Here is a 21,517-nt window from a genome sequence, read left to right as displayed (position 1 = left end):
ACACCCTTCTTGGGCTTCGTTCCGCTACGCTACACTCAGCCCAAGAAGGGTCTAAAACATAATCAAAGTAGACAGATTATGTATATTTTTAAACTGTACTAAAAATGGGAAGCCGACAAGATGACCAACCTTTGTTTAAACTTTTAAGTATAAAGATAGTTATTAAGGAAAAGCAAAGAATACACAAGCTTGCTTTTAAACTATATGAATATTTTTCTGAAGACCTCAGTTGAAAAAAGTATCCAAGAAGTGTGGGACGGTTTTGATGAAAAGCTTTTCAAGGCTTTAGCTCCTCCTTTTCCTCCGTTTCGAGTAATACAATTTGATGGATGTTTGACTGGTGATAAAGTTGGAATAGAGTTAGATTTTATCTTTTTTAAACAAAATTGGGAATCAGATATTATTGAGCATCAAAAAGCGCTCGGAGAATACTTTTTTGTAGATAAGGGAAGTAAGCTGCCATTTTTTTTGAGTACTTGGCTGCACAAACATCGAATTGTTAATGAAAATGGTCAGACCTACATAATTGATGATATAAAATATAAAACACCAAATATAATTTTGGACTTTTTGATTTATCCAGTTTTATATCTTCAATTTTTGTACAGGAAGCCAATTTATCGAAGCTACTTCAAAGTTTAATCTAAAGACATAAAATCCTAAAACAGAATCCACTCTATTTGCAAAGGGTGGATTTTTTGCTTTATTTCGTTAATTCAAAATCCACGAATCGGAAGAAAACTTCGTATTACAGACTAAACATTTATCAAATGAAATTAAACATTACGACAAAAATTCTATTGGGTTTTGTGATTGGTGTAGCCATCGGACAATTTCTTAATGTAAGTATGAGTCCTGAGGCGGCTGCGTCCATTTCATCAAAATTTCAAATCCTCAGTAAGGTATTCCTCAAGCTCATCAAAATGATTGTTGGGCCGTTGGTATTTTGTACATTGGTAGTAGGGATTGCCAAATTAGGGGATTTCAAAGTGGTAGGTCGTATTGGAATCAAGACCTTATTATATTTTTACTTTGCTACTATTTTATCGTTGATTGTTGGGATGGTGGTTGTAAACGTAACCCGTCCTGGCGAAGTACAACAATGGCCTCGTCCACATGCTGGTACAGATACAGGTATTACAGGAAACAAAATGAAGTCGATGGAAGACTTTATCTTACATATCTTCCCTGATAGTTTGTTTAAAGCGCTTGCCGAAAATGAAATTCTTCAGATTGTAGTATTCTCCATCTTTTTTGGTATTGCTCTTGGTTCAATTGGCGATAAAGGAAAAATTATTATCAAAGCGATTGATTCATTAGCCGAGGCGGTTTTCAAAGTAGTAAGTTATGTCATGGAGCTTGCTCCGTTTGGGGTATTGGGTGCTATGACTGCTGTTGTGGCTAGCAAGGGATTAGGAATTTTGGTGAGCTATGCTTACCTATTGCTTTGTTTCTTTGGAGGGTTAATTTTCTTCATTTTTGTAGTACTTTGGGCTATTTGTTTGGTCATGAAGATTCCATATTGGAAATTATTGGCCGAAATCAAAGATGCTTTGTTTTTGTCATTTAGTACTGCCAGTTCTGAAGCATCGTTTCCACAAACTATTGCAGCCTTGGAACGTTTTGGATGTTCGCAACGTATCATCGGGTTTGTATTACCATTAGGCTACAGCTTCAATCTTGATGGTTCAATGATGTACATGACCTTTGCTACAGGCTTTATTGCACAGGCTTACGGCGTGCCATTGTCATTAGAACAACAAATTACGATGCTCTTAACGTTGATGATTACTTCAAAAGGTATCGCAGGTGTACCACGTGCCTCATTAGTCGTAATTGCAGGAACGCTAGCCATGTTTGATTTACCTACCGAAGGTATTGCTCTAATTCTTGGAGTAGACCCATTCTTGGATATGGGACGTTCAGCAACTTCGGTTGCAGGTAACGCAGTGGCAACATGTGTGGTATCTAAGCTGGAAGGAGAACTTCAAAACGTGTAAATAAAGAAATATACCTTAGTAGAAGTTAATAATATATACTAAGATAAAAACAAACAAAAACAGGATTGAGCTAGCTCAATCCTGTTTTTGTTTGTTAAAGCATATAGTAGGTACGACAAAAAGCCAACTATCTTGACGTATTTCGTTCTTACTGAGCAGATGAAAAGATTGGTTTCTGAAAAGAACTAATAAACAGGCTTATCTATGTTTTATCATTGATGCAGTTGATTGTACCTGCTTTGCTATAGTCTAAAAGTTAGTGTTACTCATGATAGAAGTCTTTTGCCTACTTATTTTGCATTATTACTTAGAATTAAATAAACGATAATTTCATGGATATACACTTATTATAAAGTCAACACTTTATACATCTTCAATTTAGCATATTAGTAATATGTATCCTTAAGGATTAAAATAGAATCTTTGAAAGGAGACTTGAACGCTCTATAATCTTATCAAAATTAGTTAGATTTCATTGCTTTAATTAATCGTTCCGTACGCTTGTCGGCACGGGCATTTTGTAGTGAAATTACGGCCCAGATAGCAGCAGGAATCCAGCCAATGAGCGTTACTTGCAAAATCAGACAAATAATAGCCGTTAATATTTTTCCTCTAAATAGGAAAGATAAAAATGGGAAGAAAATCGCTAACAGAGTCATCATAATAGGTTGTTTTTGTGAAAAATATATCTACAATTATGAAACGAAATAGAACGATTCTCATGCAATAACCAAGATTATTGTGATATAAGAACTTTTATTGGTACAAACACCGAGTTTAGTGTGGTGAGTTGTTGACTATCGATAAAATTACCTTATGATGAATTTGTTTATCAATGATGATGCCTACTTGTTATTTAGTACATGGATAAAGAATAAAAAGCACGTTTATCGTCGAATAGTGCTGTTAGGATTTATCAACTAATATCCGTCAATTTAGTAATAGTATTTCCTTTAAACTCAAATATGGATTTTCCTGATAATTGTAGTATTTGTCTTTTTTGTAATCCATTAGGAAAATCCATGCCAAGAGTTGCTACATACTGTATATCAACCTCTGTGGTATGTTCGAAGTGGATAATAGCAGTAATGGTTTGAGTTCTTTCAGAAAAATAGGCTTTTGCAGTTTCAGCTTGTTGTCTAAATTCGCTTAAGCCATTTAGCACTAGATTTGTTTCACCATTTTGTACGTTTTCAAATACAACATTAATATCAAAATCTTTCACCATTTGGTCTATATCAAATTGATTATAGCCATCGATATAGTTTTGTATAATTGCTTCTCGATTTGTCATGATGGATGGTGTTGGTTTGTCGTGAATCGATTTTGACGTAAAAAGCTATAGAGTGACTATTTAATGCCAGTTTGTGCATTATGTATAATCTGATATTTTATGAAAAGTAATTATCTGTAATCATATTTCCATTTCATAAATTGAACTTTATGACGTAATAAAAAATTAGGAAACTTCTTATCTAACTCCAACTATTTTGTATGTTCAATTAAGAGTAAGCATTCAGATTAATTGGTTTACTCTACCTAATATATTTTGGAAATCAATTTCAAAAGAATTGGTAATTGGAGTATTGGGATTTGCGAATAATAAAACAGGAATCATTAGTCTATTAAGTGTCAAAGGTTCTACCTTCATCAAAAACTGTGTTTGATCACCTTCTACATATTTAGTTTTGAGTAATTTTCTTGGCTCGCTTCTATCTGAATAACCATTATCAAAATTTTCTTCATTAAAACAAAATAATGCAACAGGAACAATCTCTGAAGCTAAAAAAGAAGGAAGAGTATCATGAGCCGCAATGAAAATTGAAAGAGTTGATAAACTATTTTCAATCTTCTCCTTAATTTTGACAAAATTGTCATAGGTCATAGTTCGTTTCATTTCAACAAGAAATAAATACAATTTATTTTGATGATGCCATAAAACTGTTTTTTCTACCTTGCTGCCAGCACTTGAAAATGCTCCTTTTTGCTCATTAAGTGTTGAGTTTGTGTTTTTATTTTGATAAAATTCGTTCTCATAAACCCATACCTCTTTATGAGGTATATTGTTAAGTCGGACTAATACTAGATCTTGATCTTGTTTGGTTCTTTTAGTATTTGACTCAGACTCTTCAATTCTAATAACCCCAGAACTATCGATAAACTTATAAAATACCTTTATATCAGTCTCTAGTTGTTTTGTAACATGCTCTCTAATATTCTTTAATGGAAACATTTTTCTCTGATTTATATAGCTGTTTGAACATTAATTCATTTAGTACATCACCTAAAGCATATATTTTATCTTGTGCTTGCTTAAACGAGCTAAAAATAGTTCCATAATTTCCTACTTTGTGCTCTGTAACGACTTCACCATTAAAGTAGTAGATACCTGTATTATCAGGGTTCATGTCAACTTTAATAAGATTAAAGTTTTCAATCACTTCCTCTTTATTGTCAAGTTGTCCTAAGACTAAATAATTATTGATCATTTCAGCTAATAAAGGGCTATGCGTAGTAATCAATATTCGATTATTCAAACTTGCAAACTCTAATAGCAAATTGATTAACTTAATTTGACTTTCTGGATGTAGATTTTCCTCAGGTTCATCTATCATTAAGAAGTTCTGGTCTGCTTTCGCCCAATATTTAAAATATAAAAACAAAATACCTAATTGATTAATCGAAGATGAAGCCAAGTACATATTTATAGGCTTTTCATTTTGTACATTATCTTTCAGAATCTTAAACTTTTCAACCCAATTTGATAAAGTACTTGGTCTATCCATTACGATTTGCCCACCCATGATAGAACTAAGTTTGTATATAAGGTCATCATATAAACCAGTGCCATTCAGGATAAAATCTTCATTTTTATTTTTTCGTAACTTTGATATTTCACTTATGAGGTTGCTAATTTGAATAGTATGATTACTGTCAGATTTTCTTGATACAATGTTTCCTAACTTTTCTCTATCCACATCCTTACTTTGTAAAAGCTCCAAAAGGCTCTTTGCTAACTCGGCATTCCGAGCATTATCTTGCTCAACTAATTCATCTGCATTTTCTAAAATAAAGATTCTGTTTGCTGGTAAGAAAAAAGGCTTTTCTCTATTTTGTAAGAGTAAGCTTAACAAAGATTGATTAAAGCTTTTTGATACATCGTCGCGTATAGAATTTATTTGCTCTTCAAATTTTTTCTTTGGTACGTTTTCAAAAAAGTCTTTGGGCAATTTTTCATATATCTGTTCACTCGTAAAGTTTTCAATTTTCACCTCTAATGAATTTTCTGCCTTTTTTAAAGTATATATATCAATTGTCCTATTGTTTGCTGAAGTATCTTCATCATTACTGAAACCAATTGCAGCACCTGATTGTAATGGAGGCTTTTCTACATCTTCTTGAAAATCAAATTGGAATTGTATTTCTAAGTCCTTTAAAATAAAGCTACTATCGTTTCCGATTTTAAGTGATTTAGGAATTGTCACTTCTTTCAAATAAGTCGCAAAACTATTTAATAATGTATTTATAGTTTCTTCGGTTAAAAGCAAAGAGCCAGATTTGTTCTCTATTGAACGAATAGCTCTTGATGATTCAGTGTAATCACTGAGGGTTTCAACGTTAAATATGTCGTAGATTAACTTTGCTAAATAAGTTTTACCTGTATTGTTATATCCTACAAAAAAGTAATGCCTTTTTGACAAATCAATAACACTCTCCTTTATTGCTCCAAAATTTCTAACTAACAGTTTCATATTTATATTTTTTATGCGAGTTTAGTAATAGTAGATATTCTAACTATTGAGGAAGCTGTTTAAACTTTCGTAAAATTGCTGGCGTAATCAATGAATTTATACTGTTTGAGTGAAGTGAGGTGGGACGCCACTCCGATTATCAATGCGAACGCCGCTGCGGTTACTTTTTGCTTTAAGATGAGAATGCCTAGTTAAAAAGTAAGACGAAGAATTAATCAATAAAAAATGTATTAAGAAAAGTTTAAACAGCTTCTAGGATAATATATATAATCAAAACTATTTTAAATCAACATTAATTCCAATTTCTAGTCGTGATAAAATTCAAGAATAAAATAAGGTTCCCGAATAGTTATATCTTTCTTAAAGACTAGACTCGTATTATCTAACAATGATAGTTCAAATATTTTATTTATTTTCCTCCTCAATCTCTTTCAATATCCTCTTTGTATGTTCAATAATAACTCCATATTGATTTCTTAACTCATATAGACTTCTCGAAGCATAGAAACTATACTTTTGGAGATAGGGGATTTTTAAAATCGCTGGGTTGATAGGAGAAATTTTATGGTCAATCCTATTTTCTGATAAGTCTACATTCGGTTGGCTAAGCGACCATTCGTCTAGGTTTTTGCGTTTGTAGTTTAAATATTCTGACTCCAGACGAGTCAGCCAAGTGAAACGTTCCTCATATAAATCGGTAATGTCGTTTAACAAAGCTTTGTTTTTGAGAAGACGAAAATATCCTGCACTTTTGGCTGCTTCATAGTTACCATTGTTGGGGCTAATTAGGGTAGTTGTATAAAAAAGAGTAGCATTTGATGTAAGAAAAGAACTTATACTATCTTGGGTAATTTCGGGATGGTAGTTTAGTGTCCTGATAAAGGTCGCGCATTGTAGCTGTCGGCTAATAGAAACAGAGTCTTCCTTCATTTCTAGCAGATCATGTGTTAAGTCTCTTGAAATACTTTTGAGGAAATTTTGTGCTATTTCCTCATTTTTATTATCCTCACTCCAATTATTTACCCACAAACTTATGGTGATTGATACAATAATGATAATAGCTTCAGTAAGGAAATAGGCTCCCTTTTCGATGAGGGAAATTTGTATTTTCTTTAGAAGGGAGGTAATGTGTTTGATGAGTTTCATAAGGGGATCGATTTATGAATATCGACCAAAATATACAATGAAAAGTTTAGAAAGGAAAGCATTACTGTTTTCCCAAAAATCATACTAACCGTATAATAGAAAATTTTCTTATTCTCAGTAACTAGCATGTAATCTTAATATATTTGGATACATAAGCTCACTATTGTTCAAACGCATACCACAATGCCTCCAATAACCAATTCTGATGACTTTAAACCAGCTAAAATGGTGCGTTGGTTTAATCCTTTATTACTACTAAAAGCTGGTGTAAAACTAGTTGTATCGAATATCTTCGGAAACTTTGCTGACAGACGTGAAATAATGGCAGCCCTAGATAGCAACTGGTCTAGCAGAGATTCTTTTGATTCAACTTTGGACTTCTGGAAGACTATTGAAGAATACTGCGCAAAACGATTTGAAAAAGAAATTTGGGTAGATTTCATTAGTGATACTGGTGAGGGATATGACTCAACTTACGCAGTTGCAAGTACTGTTGCAAAACAAAATCTAATCCTTAGTACAAGTCAAGGCCAACAACAGTATGAGACGAAAAGAGGTCATATTCTCATTTTGGGAGGAGATCAAGTATATCCCTATCCTACAAGGGAAGAATACGATAACAGATTTCGAATGCCTTTTGAAAATGCTGCTAAGGACGAAGCAGATAAAGTAGATGCGGCCTCTCGTCCTTATCTTTATGCCATTCCTGGGAACCATGATTGGTATGATGGACTCAGCAATTTTTTGAAACTATTTTGTCAACAAAGGTCTATTGGTATCTGGCAAACTGTTCAAAGAAGAAGTTATTTTGCGATTCCACTTCCTCATAATTGCTGGATTTGGGGGATTGATATTCAGCTGGCTTCAGACATTGATAAGCCTCAGCTGGATTATTTTGACTCAATAGCAAATAAGTATATGAGAAAGGGAGATAAGGTGATTTTGGTAACAGCCGAACCATCTTGGGTATATAATGAAGTTAGATACAATAACGACTCATTTGATCGCCTTGAATTTTTTGTTAATAGATATATACTGAGAGAAAAGGATGGGAAAAGCTCTTCATTAAGCTTTGAGTTACCTCTTGTGCTTACTGGTGACTGGCATCATTATGCACGATATGAGAATAAAGATGGTTCTCGACAATATTTTACGGCAGGAGGAGGTGGTGCTCATTTGCACTTAACCAATAATATACCTGAAAAGATTCAAAAAGAATTTAAGTATACAGAAACTAGCAAGGGCGAAGAAAAACCTTTACAACAATCGGATGGTATATTGTTGAGGAAAACATTTCCAGACAAGAAAACTTCTCAAAGATTATTGCTTAAAGTGTTGGGCTTTGCCATTTCTAATTGGGAGTTATCTACCTTATTCACGTTAGTTTCTATTCTATTTAATTGGTTAATGATTCGAGAAATTAATTTGGATAGACAAGGTGATTTGCAGCATAGCTATTGGTTTGCGTTTTTTTCAAATCCTGTTATTTTTATTTTAGCGGTAGCGTTTGGTCTGAGTATTTATCTCATGACAGACACAAGTACCAAAAGCTCCGTTAATGCAAGAATATTGGGTATTGTGCACGGTGCCTGTCATTGTGGGGCTTTGATTGGATTGAGTTTTGTTTTTATTACTAAATCTTGGGCTTTTTTTAGATTATGTGATATCTGTATCAATAGCTCATATTGTGAACCTGTAATTAGAGTGATATCTGCATCAGTTTGTACAGGATTAACATGTGCAACTGTATTTGGATTATATCTTGTATTAACTAACTTGATTTGGGGAATGCATGTAGATGAAGCATCGTGTGCTTTGAGATGTGCCGATTATAAAAACTTTCTTAGAATAAAAATTACCAAGGAAGAAATTGTAGTGTATCCTATTGGTATTGAGAATGCTGAAAAGTGTAATAAGCAAGAAAATTCAGATGATAATTTGTCTAAAGGAATTTTTTTGATAGAAAACCCTATAGTTATTAGATTACAGAATCAAGATAAAACTTAAGAGGCGCGATGATCTGCGCCTCCAAGCAGGTTAGGCGATTTTACTTTTTTTGATATACTCTTACATAGTCTACTTCAAAGCGGTTGGGGAAAGTGGTATTGCTTGGGTCGCCACCATTTTGTCCGCCAATAGCCAAATCAAATAGCATGTAGTGTGGTTGTTTGAAGGGGTTAAATCCACTTCCATCTTTATTTTCAAGTTGGGAGAGGGGTGTGCTTATCATCAATTGGTCATCGACGTATAGGGCTATATGTTCTTCGTCCCAATCCATGCGCCAAGTATGAAACTGGCTTGCCCAAGCACTATCCACGCTTTGGGTTTTACTATGCCATTCGGTTTTGTTACTGGTACCTAAACAGGCAATATTGGCCAGTATTTTGCCTCGGTAAAATTCCATAATATCGATTTCGCCATTGGCTGGCCAAGGTTTTTGGACGCCCAAAGTCCACCAAGCTGGCCACAAACCTGAGCGAATGTCAATTTTAGCTCGTATTTCAAAGCGACCATATTGCCATTGTTGTTTTCCTTGGGTGATTAAACACGAGGAGGTATATTCGATATTGGGACGGTTTTCTCGCCAAGATTTACTGCCAGCCTTATAATTGGGGTTGGGAAGATTCACCTTTTTAGCCTCAATGATTAATAAACCATTTTCACAACGAGCGTTATCGGGTTGATACCATTGTAGTTCTTCGTTGCGGACAAAGCCTTTTTCGTAATTCCAATTGTTGGGGTTGGGTGCGCCGTCTTGATTAAATTCATCTGCCCAGACCAATTGGTAAGAATCTTTAGGCTTTTCTTGAGCTATTCCAGTACAACTAGTTAGTACCAAAGTCGCTAAAATGAGGTTTTGTATTTTCATAGTGAGGGGTTTTTAGGCTAGGAAGCCTTAGAGAAAACCGTGCTGGATAGGAATCCAGCACGAGGATTCAATGTTTATTTCCAAGCCAAATATCTTTTCATTCCTTCTAAATAATAATAATCCGCATAGGTCAACGGTACATCGATTTCCGTATTTTGCGGAATATGTCCAACGCAATGTTCGATGATAAAGCCCCCATTTTTGCCTTGTGCTGCATGGTATGGCGCTTTTGAAAGATTTACCAAAATCGTTTCTGCTTCTTTGAAATAAGCCTTATTGAGCTTTGGTGTACTGTATTTTGCTAGTTCCAAAAGTGCGGAGGCAGTCACTGATGCCGCCGATGCGTCTCTTAAAGCATTAGGAATATTGGGCGCATTGTAATCCCAGTAAGGTATTTTATCGGCTGGCGTATTTGGATTGCTCATGATAAATTTGGCAATATTCTGCGCCTGTTTCAAGTAAATAGGATTTTTGGTTTCACGAAACATGACCGTATAGCCATAAAGTCCCCATGCTTGTCCACGTGCCCAAGCCGATTCGTCTGCGAAGCCCTGCGCGGTTCTTTTTTGCTGAACCTCACCAGTCGTCGCATTGTAGTTGATTACATGGTAAGAACTGTAGTCTGGACGAAAATGGTTTTTCATGGTTGTATTGGCATGAGTTACCGCAATCTTATAATAGCTAGAGTCGCCAGTGGCTTTCGTAGCCCAGAAAAGCAACTCTAAGTTCATCATGTTGTCGATGATTACCAAGTATTCGTTTTTGTTGCTATCCCACGACTTGATACAGCTTACTTTTGGGTCGAATCTCGAAGCCAATGATTTAGCACTTTGAATCAAAATCTCTTTATCATTTGCTTTTGGAGCAATATCTTTGGCATTGCCAAAACTGCAAAACATCATAAAACCCAAATCGTGCGTAGAGGTATTGAATTGTTCTTTTTCTAATACCTTCAAAATACGGTTTGCTTCATTTAGCGTAGCTTGATCTTTGGTTTGCTCGTAAATATATAACAAAGAGCCAGGATAAAAACCACTACACCACCAGCCTGAGCCGCTCCATTCGTATTTGTCTGTTTTGGGAAAATAGGTTTTAGGAAATTTATCTGCTGGAATGTTTTGGGCTAAAACTTTATATTGAGCTGCTGCCTCTGCAAAAGCTTGTTTAAAAAGCTTTTTGTTTTGAGCAGATTGGGCAAAAGATTGAGTCGTCAAAAAGGTCAGCGTATAAATTAAAATTAGACGTAAGTTTTTCATAAATAAAGTAATGAATTAAAATGAGTAAAAAAGTTTTTAACTGTCGTAAAACTACTTCGAATCGCTTGCACAGGAAGGGCGTATTTTAAGAAAAATAAGGGGTTAAAACGTTCAAGAAGCAATAAGAGTCGTAAGCTGATAGATCAATTTACGACTCTTATAATAGGTGCAGTCCCAATCAGTCAATTATTTGAGTGTTGAGTTAGGAGTGCGGAGTTTGGAGTTCTTTTTCAAAACTCCGCACTCCTAACTCAACACTCAAACTTCTTCTCTTACCATCCCGGATTTTGGAGCATAGCTGGTGCTTTGCGTACTTCCGAGTCAGGGATTGGTAATAAATACATTTCGGGTCTGAAGTTGTGTCTTCTTATCGACTCCGTTACTTGATATGTGTAAGTATTGTTAGCGTTTTTGATAATTCTCATACGCTTGTTATAGCCGTTTGAAACATCCATCGCAATTTTCCAACGACGAATGTCATTCCAGCGATGGTCTTCAAATGCCAATTCGACACGGCGCTCGTTGCGGATGATTTCACGCATTTGTTCTTTGGTCATATTCGCTTTCAAGCCATACAATTTGTCATCACCAGCGGTTATACCAGCACGGTCACGAAGTGCAATGAGAGGCGCATAAGCCAAATCTGTTTTGCCAGTTTCGTTGATAGCCTCCGCATAATTTAGCAATACCTCGGCGTAGCGCATCAGCGACCACCCACGGTTGGAGTTGAAACTACTATTGGCGGAAATATTGGCATCACACATTTTTCGGCTATAATACCCTGTAGTTTGTCCTGCCTGCGTAAAGCCATCCGAAGGAGCATTTTCGTAAGTCAAAACCTGTCTTTGAGCATTAGCACTTGCCAAATAATACATCGATTCGTTGTACACAATCGAGTATTCAAAACGTGGGTCACGGTTTTTGTAGGGGTTATTAGAGTCATAACCTGAAGTTGCATCCGAAATCGCTTTTCCGTTTTTCATTGGAAAAGCATCTACCAAGTTTTGCGTAGGCATTGCATTATATGCCCCGCCACGTGTAGGCATATTATAAAACCCTTCCATGTCACGGTTGGCAGGACGGTTTTGGAAAATAATAAACTCAGGGTTTACACGATTCAAAAACACCTGATAAAAACCATAACCAGATGCAGTTGTATTGTCTTTATACAAAGAATATTCACCCGAATTCATTACTGCCATGGCTGCATCAGCAGCCTTTTGCCAATATGCTACGTCATACGTCGGATTGCTCACGATTTTGGCAAGGTCTGCATTTTGCGTTTCGGCACCACCATTGAACAATGGACTAGCTGCATACAACAAAATACGAGATTTGAGTGCTAAGCAAGCACCACGAGTGGCTTTACCATAATTTTGCTCAGAATAATCAGTGCCTTTTGGTAAAACTGCTGCTGCTTCGTCGAGTTCTTTTACCAGATAATTGACACAGTCGGCATAAGAATTTCGAGGTAAATTGATAAAGTCAGTAATGTCATATACTTTATCCCCAACGATTGGCACACCTCCAAAGCTAATCAGGAGCCAATGATAGTACCAAGCACGTAGAAATCGTGCCTCGGCAGCCATTTGAGCTTTGAGTGGTGCCGATACAGGAATAATGGGTAGTTTTTCGAGTAATAAGTTCACCCTACGAATATTGTTGTAGGGGGTTGACCAAAATTCAAAAAATGGAAAGTTCGTAGGGCTCACCGTTCCGCTGTAAAGTACGACGGCTTTTTGTCCAGTTCCCGAATAGCGGTATTCAGCGTCGTCGGTAGCTTCTTCGGTATTACCGTGCGAATCCCAACGTCCTTTAGTATAGCTAAAACCTATATCGCTGTAGATACGGTACAAAAACGCCACACTTCGGGTACTATCTGCAAAAACAGTTTCTTCTGTTAGCGCTGTAGTTTTGGGGTCAAGGAAATCATCCGACGAGAAGCAGGAAGTGAGTCCTATAGCACAGGCGAGTAATAATATTTTTTTCATAAAATTGAATCAATGAGTTGAAATCCTTAGAAAGTTGCGCTGATACCAAAGTTGATTAACCTTTGTGGAGGATAACTCACACGGTCGGTACCCGATGAAATTTCTGGGTCAAGCTGATACAGTTTGTCAAGGCTTGTGAAAGTCAGTAAGTTAGAGCCATTAACATAAATTCTTGCTTGCTGAATACCCAATCCTTTGGTCAAACTACTTGGTAAATCGAAGTTGATTTGCGCATTTCTCAATCGTAAATAATCCCCTGGAATCAACCAGAATGTTGATGGATAAGCTGTTGGGTCACTAATACCGCCAAGCAAGGTCAAACGTGGGTATTTGGCGTTGTCTCCAAGCTCTGGTGTCCATGCGTATTTATGCACTTCGGTAAGATTTGAGGAGAATGCACGGATAGACTCTGCCGTACCTCTAACACTGAAGTTACGAGCTCCTTGGAAGTTGGCACTGATACTGATTGCTTTATAACGGACGCCCAAATTGATGCCATATACGGTATTTGGCGTGTTTGGATTTCCTGTTACCGACATATCAAAGCCGTCTATCTTGCCATCGCCATTCAAGTCGGCATATTTCAAATCACCTGGTTGTACTGGTACAGCCGTTTTAGGACTGCTAGCGATATCATCGGCATTTTTATAGTATCCGATAAAAGTATATGCTCTCATTTGACCAATGCTGTTGCCTGTGTACATTTGGTATGGATACAATGCACTTGGTTCGTCTTGGAAGACAATTTTGTTTTTAGCTAAAGAATAATTTCCCTTGATAAAGTATGAAAAGCCTCCTTTGGTAGGACTTTGATAGCCTAGTTCGATTTCATAGCCTCGGTTGTTTACTTTTCCCATGTTTACAGGAGGAAGACCTTGACCAAAAATGGCTGATACTGTACCACGAGTGGTCAAAATATCATATCGATTATTATCAAAATAGTTGAAGCTACCCGTTACATTGCTATTGAACAACCCAAACTCGATCGCTAAATCTAGTTTTTTCTCCTTTTCCCAAGTTACCTCGTTGTTGGCAAGCGTGCCTTCTACAACACCATTATAGGAGTTACTCGAATAGCCAAAGTTTGGTGCTACTACACCGTTACCATTTGAATAATTTTGTTGATAGTAATAAGAGAAGCTATTTCCTAATGCGTCGTTACCTACAATACCATACGAACCTCTGATTTTCAACAAATCCATGAATTTTGGGAAAGAGTTTTTGTAGAAAGGTTCTTCAGAAATATTCCAACCTGCCGAAACCGCTGGTAAAAGCCCAAATCTTTTGTCTTTTACAAAACGGTCAGAGCCATTGTAGGCCATATTGAATTGTACCAAATAACGATTTTTGTAATCATATCCCACACGACCAGAATACCCTTGGAAATTGTTTGGAATAAAGTTGTAAACCGCATTACTGTTGGCTGCCTCAGTCGAGCTACGATTGAATAGTCCAAGGGCATATACGTGATGTTTGGAATCGAAAGTACGGTCGTAGTTTACCATAAATTGTAAGTTCAAAACCCTCGAAGTACTTTTGGCATCATATCCTAGGAAGAAACGACGCACACGATACACATTCGGGTCACGAGCTTCGTAAGAATCGGTAGCCGAAGTATAGATAAACGATGGAAACTGGTCACGGGTCATGCTGCGTCCGTAGCCATAGTTACTGGTAAATGAAATACGACCTTGGACAAACAAGCCTTTGGTTAGAAAATCTAATTTTTGCTTCGCCGAGCCAATGAAGTTGATATTACTTTCATTGGTTTGGTTATAGCCATAGTACTTCAAACGTCCCACTACGTTGTTGACGTTGTAGCTTGGGTTTTCGTTTCTAATCCAAGTACTGTAACCCAACGAACCATCAGGGTTATACACAGGATAAGCAAATGGCGCCAAAGTTAAGAAACTACTATAATCATAAAACAAGTCGTTGTAGCCAAATGGGCTACCTACCTGTGGGGTATTTACTTGCCCAAAGTTTCCGTACAAATCCAATCTTAAATCAAGTGATTTTGTAACCGACATATCCAAGTTTGAACGATAGTTGTAACGTTGGTGAAAATAATTACTATTTACCCCTTGGTCTTGACCAAAATCTTTGAGCATACCATCTTGGTATAAATAACCTACCGAAACAAAGTATTTTACTTTTTGTGTACCTCCCGACAAATCCAAATTACCACGGTATTGTTTTGAAAATTGTTTGAACAAAACATCCTTCCAATTGACATTTGGGTGACCGTAAGGGTCTTTACCATTTTTGAATAATTCCAAATCTTGGTCACTCCAGCGTGGTTTAAACGACGGACTTGGGTTTACGCTATTGTCATTAATTTGAGCTTGATTATACATTTTTGCACTTTCGTAAGCATCCAGATATGTAGGAATAATCGTAGGCTGTGAAAGCGCCATTTCGGCACGCATCGAAATTTGTGGAGGTCCTTCTTTACCTCTTCTTGTCGAAACTACAATAACACCATTGGCACCACGAACCCCATAAATAGCGGTTGTTGAGGCATCTTTCAAAATCGAGAGATTTTCGATTTCGTTGGGGTCGATACGAGCAAATTGGTCATACGAGTATTCCACATCATCTACAATAATCAAAGGGCGGTTGTTGCCATTATAAGAACTTACCCCACGAATATAAAAGCTTGCACCATCGGCACCGGGACGACCAGAGGGTTGTTGTGAGAAAAAACCTGGGAGTTTACCTGCCAAAGCATTTTGCAAACTAGCAGAAGGGTTTTCACGAATTTCACGACCTGATACAGAACTTACAGAACCTGTCAAGGTGATTTTTTTCTGCTGTCCGTACCCGATTACAACAACTTCATCGAGTGATTTGTCTTCGTCTTCAAGGGTGATATTGACGATTGAGCGACCAGCTACATTAACTTCTTGTTGTTTAAAACCTAGTGAACGAAATACGAGTGTATTGCTTTGTCCTTTTAAAGTAATTTTAAAAAAACCTTTAGCATCTGTAAGCGTGCCATTGGTAGTTCGCCCTTTTTCGAAGACAGCCACGCCTGGCAGTACTTCTTTGCCTCCTGTTACTACTCCCGACACCACTTGACCTTGAGCAAGGGCATTTTGTGCAAAAAGTGTAACAATAGAAATCCATATATAGAGTATTTTTTTCATAAAAACATGAGGATTTTCAGATGGGATTTAAGCCATGAATTTGTTCTTCATAACGATGAAGTAATCGTGCAAAATAAAATTTAACTATTAAGCTATCAGCTATGGGCATTCGGCTTAAAGCAAAATAAGATTTAGTTGTAAAGGGTTGATAATTAAAAATTTACATTCACAACTCATCATTCAGCATTCATACTTACCAGCCTTCGTTTTGAATAAGCTTATTGTTTTTTAGGGTTTCGTCATACGGTAGAGGCATACTGTATAATTTGTTCGAAAACTTCATCGTCGACACCACAAATGGCGTAAAAGTCAAACTCGCATTGGTGTTTTTCACGATTTTCATCCCCTTGAGCGAACCACTTGTGGCAGTTTCTGCTATTTTCCAGCGACGAATATCCCAAAAGCGATGTTCTTCAAAGGCTAACTCAATACGTCTTTCATTTTGGATAAGCGTACGCATTTCTGTTTGTGAAATACCTGCTTTGATGCCGTAGCGATTGTCTGTTCCTGCTCTAATACCAGCCCTTTTACGAATATCAATGATTCTTGTGACGGCTTCTGTGGTTCTTCCTAGCTCATTTAGTGCTTCGGCTGCGTTTAACAGTATTTCCGAGTATCTGAATAATGGGAAGTTATGGCTCTGGTTTGTATAGGTAGTATTGTTAGAAAAATCTGCCATAAACTTACGCAGATAATAGCCTGTACGTGTTTGAACGGCAATACCTCCTGGCTTATCCAAACCGCCTTCGAAAGTTTCAACGGCTCTACGTAACCAAGTTTGACCATTAAAGAATACCGTCAAAGCCAAACGAGGGTCACGGTTGGCGTAAGGATTTTGTGGGTCATAGCCTGATTGGGTATCCGTAATATCAAGTCCAGTAATCGTAGGAAAAGCATCAACTAAGTTTTGCGAAGGACTCGTCAATCCCAAACTTGCTGCTGGCGAACCAAAGCCTATTGGTGCATTGTAGTTTTCAATGAGAAAATTATTACCTGACTGTTTGGCAAGAATGATTTCTGTATTCTTTTTAGTCGTAAAAACACCTGAAAAAGAAGTCTGTAAAGCATAGTAGTTAAGGCCTATCAATTCGTTGGCAGCGTCCAAGGCTTTTTGCCAACGGTTAGCGTCATACGTAGGATAGCCCATTAAGGCCTTCAGGTTGGCATTGGTACTAATACCACCACCATTAAACAACGGACTTGCAGAATACAACAAAGCACGACCTTTGAGTGCAATGGCAGCTCCTCTTGGAATTTTCCCCCAGTTACTATCCGAAACAGGTTCTGGTGTAAGTATTCCCTTTACGGCATCACATTCTGAAACGATATAGTTGATACACTCTTCGTACGTGTTGCGAGGAATCGACAAATCGTCATTTATTGTAAATACTTGGTCACCAATCAATGGCACACCACCGTAGCGTTTTACTAGTTCAAAATACAATAGCGCACGAATATAACGAGCTTCGGCTTTCCAGATGGTAATACTGTTGGGGTCAGCTGGAACTTTATCGATATTACTCAAAAAGATATTGACACGACGAATACCCGCATACGAAGTACCCCAATAAGGGTCGGGGTTGTTCACCGTACTAATTAACCCATTGGTATAATATTCTGCTTGACGATTGGTTCTAGACGGAATGGCATCGTCTGTACCTGTTTCCAGAAAGTCACCACCCAGTCCATTGATTCTATTAAAACCATCAGGGATATAACTGTAAATATTGTTGAGGAAAAAGACTGCTACAGTAGCATTTTTATCTTTATCGTCCCAAACCAATGTGTCAAGAATCCAATCACGAGGCTCAGTTTCTACTCTTTCGCAAGCCGCAAAAGTTAGTGCTGTAGCCAAAATAAAGGATGATATATATTTTTTAGAAATCATTTCTTCTGAAAATTTTATGCTTGATAAAAGCCAATTTTACAATTTGAGATTAACACCAAAATTGAATACTCGCTGTATAGGATAGTTGCTCGAAAAGCCTTCTGGATCGAGGTATTTATCGGCATTAAACGTCACAAGGTTGGTAGCATTTGCAAAAACACGAATTCCCTGAACTTTGATATTTTTACATAGCTTACTAGGAAGCGTATATCCCAATTCGATATTTTTCAAGCGGACATAATCTCCTGAGCGTGCCCAAAAAGTAGAAATTAATTGGTTGTTTGTATTAGTTCCTAACCATACACGTGGGTACGAAGCGTTTGGATTAGTAGGCGTCCAACGGTCAAGATGTTGCTCAAATGCTTGTCCGAAACCACCATTCTGGAAAGCCAGCATCGAATTGGCATTGGCTACAATTACTCGGTTAGCCACGCCCTGCACCAACACAGAGAAGTCAAAGCCTTTTCGTGAATACCCTAACGTTGACCCGAAGGTAATGTAAGGGCTCTGCGGGCCGATTGGAGCTACATCAAGCTGATTGATTACGCCATCATTGTTCAAATCTTTGTATTTGAGGTCACCCAATTGTGGTTGATAACCAACAGTTGTAGCACGTGATTGTAGCTCGGCAGTAGTTTGATAAAAGCCGTCTGAAATGAACCCAAAAAGCTGTCCTACTCTTTCTCCTGTGCGATACAACCAAGAATATGGCTGAGTCACTTCATCGATATAAATCACTTTCGAGTTTTGAATGCCTGCATTTGCGGTCGCATAAAAATCGCCTATCGAGGTACTTTTTTGCCAATTCAACTGTAGGTCTATTCCTGTATATTGATTCTTGCCAATATTTTCAGTCGGATAAATATTTCCTAATATGCTAGAATTGCGACCACGTTGAATCAACAAATCATAATATTGCATATTGTAGTACTCCACCGTAAAGCCTAATGAGTTATCAAATAAGCCTCCTGTAAGTCCAATATTGAGTTTGTTAGATTTTTCGAAAGTGATATTAGGATTCGCCAAAGGCTCTTCTGTAACCCCTGTATTACCACCTGCACCTGTACCGAAAACAGCACCAGTATTATCAAAATAACGTTGGATATAGCTAAAATAACCAGGGTTGTCGTTACCGTTTTTGCCATAACTTGCATATAATTTCAAATAAGAAATCCATGCTTGAGATTGTAGGAAATCTTCTTTCGAAATGTTCCAAGCCAAACCTACCGCTGGGAAAAATCCATATTTGGTCGTTCCTCCTGTCGGATATCTGTTTGAGCCATTCAAGCCAAAAGCAAGGTCAAGGATATACTTTTGTTTGTAATTATAGCCCATTCTACCTGCCAAACCTGTAATCGTATAGGGTAATTCAGAGCCTGAAACAGAGTTTTGACGATTAGCCAATAATACGGTATTTATGCCATGATCTCCTTTGTTTTTGTCATATCCCAAAGACAATTCCAAATAGTCAGAACGGCCTTGATAATCCATGTAGTTATAGTTGCTTTGGTCACCATTTACCCCAAACTGTTGATAAGATTCTTGTCCTGAAGCAGATACATTTCTCTGAAAAACAGCAAAGGTTTTATTACGAACTACGTTTTCAGAAAGTGTAGCATAATAGGAGCCCACGGCTTTTATCCACATGCCAGAAGCGATTTCGTCGAGTGTTCTTTTCAAGTAAAAGTCAGCCAACATATCTCTTTTGAAGTTTTGCTGATAACCCGACCCAATCGTTTGTGCCAAAATATTGTTTTGAAACTGCTGATTGCCACCATACGAACCATTGGGGTTATAAACAGGGTAAGCATTATTGGGCGTGTTGAGAATACTGTTCAAAATATTGCCTGTCCCAGCACCTGCATCATTACCATTCAGAATACGTCCCAAGAGATAAATACCGCCCGAAAGCTTGGAGTTTAGCTGTAAGTCAACATTCGAACGTATGGTATATGATTTAAAATTGTTGTTGGTATTGTACGGGGTAGTAGTATTTTTTTTCAAAAGCCCCGTTTGGTTGATATGGTCAAATGAAATGAAATATTTCGAAAAATTATTTCCTCCTGTAGCACTAAAAGTATAGCGATCCATACGTGACGATGGCTCTAGGGTAGCATCACGCCAATTAACATTTGGGTAATTATATGGATCCGAATTGGTTGCATAAGCCTGCAAAGCTGCATCAGTATAAACAGGTGTAAGTCCGTCGTTTACACGAGCTTCGTTATACAGTTTGGCATAATTGTAAGCGTCCAATCCCTTCGGAAATTTCAAGGGTTGTTGAATCGCTGTTTGGGCTGTAAACGACATTTTTGCGTTTGAAGACGAGCCTTTACGAGTATTGATTACCAAAGCACCGCCATTGCCTCTGACGCCAAGCATGGCATTTGATAAGGCATCTTTGTGTACAGTGATTGATTCGATTTCTTCCAAATCAAAAATGGTAAGCTGTCTAGGAATACCATCGATGATGACCAGCGGACCCTGCCCACGAAGTCCAAACGAAATACCATCGCTTCCTGGTTGTCCTGAAAACTGAAACGTACTCGTACCAGCAAGTCTACCCACCAAGGTGTTGAGTATCGACGTAGCAGGCATTTTTTGAATATCTTTGTTGTAAATCGCCTGCGACGAACCAGCGGTAAGTTCTGTTTGTAAAGACTGATTAAAAAGTCCACGAATAGGTTTGATGCGAGAAACGGCAGGGTTTTGACTACTCAAAACAACTCTTTCAGAAATATCTTTTATCGAAATTTCCTTTAAAAAAGTACCCACACAGTAAATGCCGATTTTGTCGCCAAGTTGCGCATCAATCGTGGCAATACCATTACTGGAAGTGGTCGCAAACATTCCTGTTCTGACGTTTTTAATGCTGACATTCGCCAGCACTTCATCGTTGTCGTCGGTTACCAAAATGGTACGTAAAGTAGGATTAGAGGTTTGTGTATTTTCGGTAGTGTTTTGGGCATGAATGGCATGGCTTAGAGGGCAACCACTCAAGAGCACCATCAACCAAAATGAGGAGGGAGGAAACCTGAGGAATTGAGGTTTTCGTAAAAGTTTGATCATAATTATAGGGTTTGATAAAACGGAAAAAGGTTTGGTATAAAATAGGTTGGCTAAACAGACAAGGGTTCTCTGTTGTTACAATTATATATTTGAATAATGCAAAAATGGGGAGAAAAAATGGTCTAAAGTGGGGTGAAATTCGTTTAAAAACAGGGGCAGTTTAAGCCTTTAGGGTGAATAGAGTCGGTTTTTGATTATTTTGCAGTAGAATCCTTCCAAAGGAGTAATATTATGCTTGATTTTACTTATATCTAAGTGGGAGCATAGAGTTTAGTTATCACTGTCGTTGGAGTTTTATTCAATGAATAGAGTGTAAACAACTAGCTAAGTATTGGAGATGAAATGTTTTTGATTTATTGCTAACGCAAGTCTGTTAGAAGAAACTCCAACAATGGCT

The 21,517-nt window shown here is 37.4% G+C and carries 14 protein-coding genes; 3 read left to right on the top strand and 11 right to left on the bottom strand.

Going from position 1 to position 21,517, the window contains the following annotated elements; all coding sequences use genetic code 11:
* Nucleotides 1–204: 204 nt before the first annotated feature.
* Together QM491_RS24815 and QM491_RS24810 are read left to right on the top strand one after the other, a co-directional pair.
* A complete protein-coding gene (locus QM491_RS24815) occupies nucleotides 205–642 on the top strand; it encodes an SRPBCC family protein (RefSeq protein ID WP_283330262.1) in 438 nt (145 codons plus the stop codon).
* 128 nt (nucleotides 643–770) lie between these two features.
* The gene (locus QM491_RS24810) at nucleotides 771–2,000 is read left to right on the top strand and encodes a dicarboxylate/amino acid:cation symporter (protein ID WP_283330261.1); all 1,230 of its coding nucleotides are present in this window, start codon (nucleotides 771–773) and stop codon (nucleotides 1,998–2,000) included.
* A gap of 461 nt (nucleotides 2,001–2,461) precedes the next feature.
* Here QM491_RS24810 and QM491_RS24805 read toward each other — a convergent pair whose 3' ends face one another.
* The 5 genes from QM491_RS24805 to QM491_RS24785 form a co-directional block, all read right to left on the bottom strand.
* Complete coding sequence (locus QM491_RS24805; protein WP_166552831.1) at nucleotides 2,462–2,662, bottom strand: YqaE/Pmp3 family membrane protein; 201 nt, start codon at nucleotides 2,660–2,662, stop codon at nucleotides 2,462–2,464.
* A 254-nt stretch (nucleotides 2,663–2,916) separates the two neighbouring features.
* Nucleotides 2,917–3,294, bottom strand: coding sequence for a nuclear transport factor 2 family protein (locus QM491_RS24800; protein WP_283330260.1), 378 nt, complete (start codon nucleotides 3,292–3,294; stop codon nucleotides 2,917–2,919).
* A 222-nt stretch (nucleotides 3,295–3,516) separates the two neighbouring features.
* Nucleotides 3,517–4,233, bottom strand: a complete 717-nt coding sequence (locus tag QM491_RS24795) for a hypothetical protein (RefSeq protein WP_283330259.1) — start codon at nucleotides 4,231–4,233, stop codon at nucleotides 3,517–3,519.
* Complete coding sequence (locus QM491_RS24790) at nucleotides 4,211–5,752, bottom strand: AAA family ATPase (RefSeq protein ID WP_283330258.1); 1,542 nt, start codon at nucleotides 5,750–5,752, stop codon at nucleotides 4,211–4,213. Before QM491_RS24790 ends, QM491_RS24795 begins: the two co-directional genes overlap by 23 nt.
* Before the next feature lie 405 nt (nucleotides 5,753–6,157).
* Nucleotides 6,158–6,898, bottom strand: a complete 741-nt coding sequence (locus QM491_RS24785; protein ID WP_283330257.1) for a DUF6090 family protein — start codon at nucleotides 6,896–6,898, stop codon at nucleotides 6,158–6,160.
* A gap of 183 nt (nucleotides 6,899–7,081) precedes the next feature.
* On the opposite strand from QM491_RS24785, the gene QM491_RS24780 reads away from it, so the two are divergent.
* Nucleotides 7,082–8,905 (top strand): metallophosphoesterase, encoded by a 1,824-nt coding sequence (locus QM491_RS24780; RefSeq protein WP_283330256.1) that lies wholly within the window; start codon nucleotides 7,082–7,084, stop codon nucleotides 8,903–8,905.
* A 40-nt stretch (nucleotides 8,906–8,945) separates the two neighbouring features.
* Here the strand turns inward: QM491_RS24780 and QM491_RS24775 are convergent, their stop codons facing one another.
* The 6 genes from QM491_RS24775 to QM491_RS24750 form a co-directional block, all read right to left on the bottom strand.
* Nucleotides 8,946–9,767: a glycoside hydrolase family 16 protein gene (locus tag QM491_RS24775; protein ID WP_283330255.1), complete on the bottom strand. Its 822-nt coding sequence runs from the start codon at nucleotides 9,765–9,767 to the stop codon at nucleotides 8,946–8,948.
* 74 nt (nucleotides 9,768–9,841) lie between these two features.
* Nucleotides 9,842–11,023, bottom strand: a complete 1,182-nt coding sequence (locus QM491_RS24770; RefSeq protein ID WP_283330254.1) for a glycoside hydrolase family 88 protein — start codon at nucleotides 11,021–11,023, stop codon at nucleotides 9,842–9,844.
* Nucleotides 11,024–11,295: 272 nt separating this feature from the next.
* Nucleotides 11,296–13,014, bottom strand: a complete 1,719-nt coding sequence (locus QM491_RS24765; RefSeq protein ID WP_283330252.1) for a RagB/SusD family nutrient uptake outer membrane protein — start codon at nucleotides 13,012–13,014, stop codon at nucleotides 11,296–11,298.
* A gap of 26 nt (nucleotides 13,015–13,040) precedes the next feature.
* On the bottom strand, nucleotides 13,041–16,163 hold the full coding sequence (locus QM491_RS24760) for a SusC/RagA family TonB-linked outer membrane protein (RefSeq protein ID WP_283330251.1): 3,123 nt from the start codon (nucleotides 16,161–16,163) through the stop codon (nucleotides 13,041–13,043).
* Between the two features lie 193 nt (nucleotides 16,164–16,356).
* A complete protein-coding gene (locus QM491_RS24755; protein WP_283330250.1) occupies nucleotides 16,357–18,051 on the bottom strand; it encodes a RagB/SusD family nutrient uptake outer membrane protein in 1,695 nt (564 codons plus the stop codon).
* Nucleotides 18,052–18,087: 36 nt separating this feature from the next.
* The gene (locus QM491_RS24750; protein ID WP_283330249.1) at nucleotides 18,088–21,120 is read right to left on the bottom strand and encodes a SusC/RagA family TonB-linked outer membrane protein; all 3,033 of its coding nucleotides are present in this window, start codon (nucleotides 21,118–21,120) and stop codon (nucleotides 18,088–18,090) included.
* Nucleotides 21,121–21,517 lie beyond the last annotated feature (397 nt).

Origin of the sequence: Flectobacillus longus (genome assembly GCF_030056705.1) — a bacterium.
Classification (GTDB): Bacteria; Bacteroidota; Bacteroidia; order Cytophagales; family Spirosomataceae; genus Flectobacillus; species Flectobacillus longus.
This window is presented reverse-complemented; position numbering and strand designations above follow the sequence as displayed.